Here is a 3,842-nt window from a genome sequence, read left to right as displayed (position 1 = left end):
GTCGTGCTGATACCAAACGACAGGCACGCTAATTTGATACTGGCTTTGCCTGAACGAACCGCCTGCTGCGCCATCTCGCGCCGCTGAGATGGCTTTACCACTTTTTTGCCATGGCCTCCTGGATGATCTCGGCCTTGAGGCGCTCCTCGGCGTACATCTTCTTGAGCCGACGGTTCTCCTCTTCCAGTTCACGCAGCCTGGTCATCAATGATGCATCCATGCCGCCGAACTTGGCACGCCACTTGTAGAAGGTCGCCGAACTGATGCCATGCTCGCGGCACAGCGCCGGAACTGGGCTGCCGGCTTCAGCCTGCTTGAGGATGGCGATGATCTGGCTGTCCGAAAAACGCGATGTCTTCACGCAAAATTTCCTTGATCCGATTAGGAGAAAATTCTACTTCTGACGAGGGCTGATTTCAGGGGGGATTACCGGTACAGATCCATCTCGGTTAACTGCTCTTGAGCACCAAAGCCATGGTCACCCACGACCACGAATAGGGTGTCTTTGAAATAAGGCGCTTTACGAGCCTTTTCAAAAAATCGTCCCAGAGCCCAGTCAGAATAACGCATAGCTGTCAGGTGCTGATCAAGCGAACCTTGCCCTGTCACGGGCTCAACAGGCAACACACCTGGCAGCGCGTAAGGCGTATGGTTTGAAAGCGTTTGCAGGAGTGCATAGAAGGGTTTCTTCGGGTCTTGCTTGAACAGTTCTTCTGCAGCGCGATCAAACATATCCTGGTCAGCCACTCCCCATGTCGGGTCAGATACCACGGGGTCAACAAAGTCATTACGACCGATAAACCGTGTCATGCCCTGGTTGCTGAAAAAGCCACGTTGGTTATCCCAGGCAAAATCGCCGTTGTAGACATACAGATCGTCGAAGTCGCGAGTGCTAAGCAACTGAGCCAGACCGGAGAATTGGTGGCCTCCTTCCGGAGTCTGCATCAAGTACTCGAAACCGGGTAAATTTGGGAAACAGGCCATGCTGGCAAACATGCCTTGATGGGTATGGGTGCCATTAGCGAAGAAGCGGCGAAACAGCACACCCTCCTGAGCCAGTCGGTCGAAGTTCGGTGTGATGCCAGCTTCGCTGCCGAGCGCGCCAACAAAGTGCCCAGCAAAACTCTCCATCAGAATCACTACGACATTGCGGATCGGCAGGCGCCTGTCTTGTGGGGGCTGGAAATCGCGGCGGATCGCTGCTGTGTTCTGGTCTGCTAGGCGGTCGTGTTCGGTGAATAAGAGATCGCGTGTCAGGGTCGTCGCTTGATCTGCGGGCATGCGGCTCTTCCAAACCTTGTCGGCGCGATCACCTGAGTAGTGGTTCTTGGCCGCGGCATAAAGGCTCAAGGTGCCATTGAGGCCTAGGTGGTTGGCAAACATTGAGTCTGTGGTAAATGCATCCCCCCAGCGTAGTGGCGGCCCTTGCCGCAAAGTACCTCGCGCCACAACGACCGATATAGCCAGACAAAGCAGCAGCGCCATACCATGACCAAGCTTATTCATTGTTCGGCGCGACTCGACGGTTGAGCGGCCCTTGCCACGAGTGCGTATATCCAGCCAACCCAGCAGTACGAAAAAGAGAGCGCTCAACGCCAGCCAGGCACCCAGTAGGCGCAGCACTGGAAAGCCATACCAGAGCATGCTCAGCACAGTTGCCGGGTCTTCTTGCAAATATTGAAAGACCAATGCGTTGAGACGCTGATGAAACTCTCGATAGAAGTTCAGTTCAATCATGCCGAGCAGGATAGCTACCGCTGCGCAAGTCCCCAGCCAAATGCGTTGCCATGTCCGGCAGACCATTGCCGGGCGATATGCCAATGCCAGGGTCAGTGGTGCGCAGATATAGACCACTAAGCGCAAGTCGAAACGCAGGCCATTAAAAAACGCTTCTGCCAGGCTGGTCCACGCGGTAGCTCCAATCAGCTCTCGGTTGAAAAGTAATAGGGCCACGCGTAACAGGGTCAGCAAAGCTACTAACAGCGCTGCACTGCCAAAAAGGGAGGCCAGGTGTTCGCTAAGGCCAAGTTTTTCTTTCGCATTGGAGGCATCAGCGGACGCTGGTATGCGGGGAGGCATAATGGGTAGCCTTTTATAATTTAAGAATGGGGAGCTATAACAGGATCAAACCCCAAGTAAGGGCAATCAGTATCAGTGCAATGAGTTGCGCCGCACTTCCCATATCCTTGGCTTGTTTAGACAGTGGGTGGATGCTCAGGGAAATACGGTCAACAGTGCTCTCTATGGCTGAGTTGAGTAGCTCCACTATCAACGCCAGCATCGGCACGAGTATCAGTAACACGCGCTCACTGGGCGTTGCATCCACCAGACAAGCCAGCGGCAGAAGCACTGCATTTAATAACAGCAGCTGCCTGAAAGCGGCTTCGCCTTGAAACGCTGCCCGCAAGCCTGCCAGCGAGTATCTAGTGGCATAAATAATGCGGGTAAAGCCACTGCGGCCTTTCAACGAGAGGGCATCCAATTCGTCGCTCTGTGGCATGTTGCTCATGGCTGCAACACTCCAGCAGGGTCGTTCAGCGCTTGCTGATAGGCCTGGTGGATAAAGGGCACCTCGAAAAACCTCGGCCCCCTGCGATTGGTAAAATTGCGTTGTCCTGATTTCGTTCTCTGACACCAGCCATGAAGAAGCGCACTGCCATCAAGACGGACCTGTTCGCTGACGAACATCATCGGAAGAAGATCGACACGCTTGGAGATCCGCTGGCCCAGATCGAGTCGTACATCGATTTCGCGGCACTTGCGGCGGAAGTCGATCGGGTAGCGCCGCGCCCTGTCAGCCCTCAAGGCGGTCGCCCGCCGTATCCGACGGAGACGATGGTGCGGATTCTGGTGCTCAAGCGGCTGTACAACCTGTCGGATGAACAGATGGAGTACCAGTTGCTTGACCGGATGAGCTACAAGCGATTCTGCGGGTTGGCCAGCGCGGTCAATATTCCGGATCGAACGACCGTGTGGACGTTCGAGAACCGCATCGGCGACGCCGGCGCGAAGGTCCTGTTCGACGGTGTCACGGCCCAACTGCTCCGGCACGGATTCATCGCCCGCGGCGGCCAAATCGTCGATGCCACGCTGGTGCCTGCTCCCAAGCAACGTAACAGCCGTGAGGAGAACAAGCTGGTCAGGGAAGGCGCGATGCCGGCTAACTGGAAGCCAGCCAAACGGCGCCAGAAGGATACGGATGCCACCTGGACGCAGAAGCACGGCAAGAACCACTTCGGCTACAAGCTCTCGGTCAACGTGGACAAGAAGTACAAGATCATCCGCAAATTCGAGACTGATACGGCCAGCGTCCATGACAGCAAGCACTTCGATGCGCTCATCGACCGGAGCAACACGAGCCGCGATGTCTATGCGGACCGAGGCCACACCAGCGCAGACCGGGAGGGCTGGCTCAAGGATCACGGCTATCGTAATCAGATCCAGAGGAAGGGGTACCGCAACAAGCCCCTTTCCGAGTGTCAGCAACGGCGCAACCACCGCATCGCCAAGACGCGTGCCCGAGTGGAGCACGTGTTCGCGAGCATCGAGCAGATGGGCGGCAAGTTGATCCGTACCATCGGACAGGGGCGCGCGAACTTTGCGATGACGATGATGGCGGCCTGCTACAACTTGAAGCGGCTGGTGTACTTCCAGAAGGCGGGAATCAAGGCCTTCTGACGCCCGGAGTGGGCCGAATCGCCGCTGCAGAGGGCGATTCGGAAGAAAAACGGGGCGACACCGCCCAGAAAGCGGTGATTCGCCGCAGAAATCGAACCGAATTCGATCATGGCCATCATTTGGCGGTCGGATTCACTGAAAACCTCGCGTTATTCGAGGTGCCC

At 56.2% G+C, this 3,842-nt stretch carries 2 protein-coding genes and 2 pseudogenes; 1 reads left to right on the top strand and 3 read right to left on the bottom strand.

What is annotated here, in order from left to right:
• The 3 genes and pseudogenes from YA0848_RS35545 to YA0848_RS35535 all read right to left on the bottom strand — a co-directional run.
• Positions 1-361: pseudogene (locus YA0848_RS35545) on the bottom strand (transposase); the annotation flags it as partial.
• Between the two features lie 68 nt (positions 362-429).
• Positions 430-2,079, bottom strand: a pseudogene (locus tag YA0848_RS35540) (LTA synthase family protein); the annotation flags it as partial.
• 34 nt (positions 2,080-2,113) lie between these two features.
• Positions 2,114-2,500: a diacylglycerol kinase gene (locus YA0848_RS35535; protein WP_031297681.1), complete on the bottom strand. Its 387-nt coding sequence runs from the start codon at positions 2,498-2,500 to the stop codon at positions 2,114-2,116.
• A gap of 140 nt (positions 2,501-2,640) precedes the next feature.
• Here YA0848_RS35535 and YA0848_RS35530 point away from each other — a divergent pair, with 140 nt between their 5' ends.
• A complete protein-coding gene (locus YA0848_RS35530; protein WP_023082810.1) occupies positions 2,641-3,678 on the top strand; it encodes an IS5 family transposase in 1,038 nt (345 codons plus the stop codon).
• The last annotated feature ends 164 nt before the right edge of the window (positions 3,679-3,842 follow it).

Source organism: Pseudomonas sp. S4_EA_1b, assembly GCF_016307435.1.
GTDB lineage: Bacteria > Pseudomonadota > Gammaproteobacteria > Pseudomonadales > Pseudomonadaceae > Aquipseudomonas > Aquipseudomonas rhodesiae.
The sequence above is the reverse complement of the archived record's forward strand: the minus strand, read 5'-3'. Positions and strand labels throughout refer to the sequence as shown.

Excerpts from the sequence above, each read along its gene's own strand:
- YA0848_RS35535 (WP_031297681.1), bottom strand. The coding sequence starts at position 2,500 with ATGCCACAGAGCGACGAATTGGATGCCCTCTCGTTGAAAGGCCGCAGT.
- YA0848_RS35530 (WP_023082810.1), top strand. The coding sequence starts at position 2,641 with ATGAAGAAGCGCACTGCCATCAAGACGGACCTGTTCGCTGACGAACAT.